The sequence below is a fragment of the Oleiphilus sp. HI0132 genome (genome assembly GCF_001635845.1).
Genome location: NZ_LWGJ01001496.1, coordinates 1 through 227, shown reverse-complemented (window position 1 = coordinate 227; position 227 = coordinate 1). Strand labels below are relative to the sequence as shown.

Annotated in this window: 1 protein-coding gene; it reads right to left on the bottom strand. The window is 39.6% G+C overall.

Features of this window, described 5'->3' with window-relative positions:
* Positions 1–227 (bottom strand): hypothetical protein (locus tag A3766_RS31455; RefSeq protein ID WP_197479698.1); only part of this gene is annotated, 227 nt, incomplete at both ends.

Genomic DNA, 227 nt, shown 5'->3' with positions numbered 1-227 from the left:
AACCATACTCATAACGTTTCGCTCACCGATATGAGAGAACATGATATTCGGGCTCGCAGCATAGAACTCAGTAATATCGGTATTTGTCTCAAGCCATTCAGCAATATCCTTTTCAAGCGCTAAGGTTTTGTAGCTTGGTATATTGTTTAGTACAACAGTTAGTTTGATAGATGATTTATCTACGTTTAACTGGTTGTTGAGATCCAGCCCATAGGGGAGCGACATTT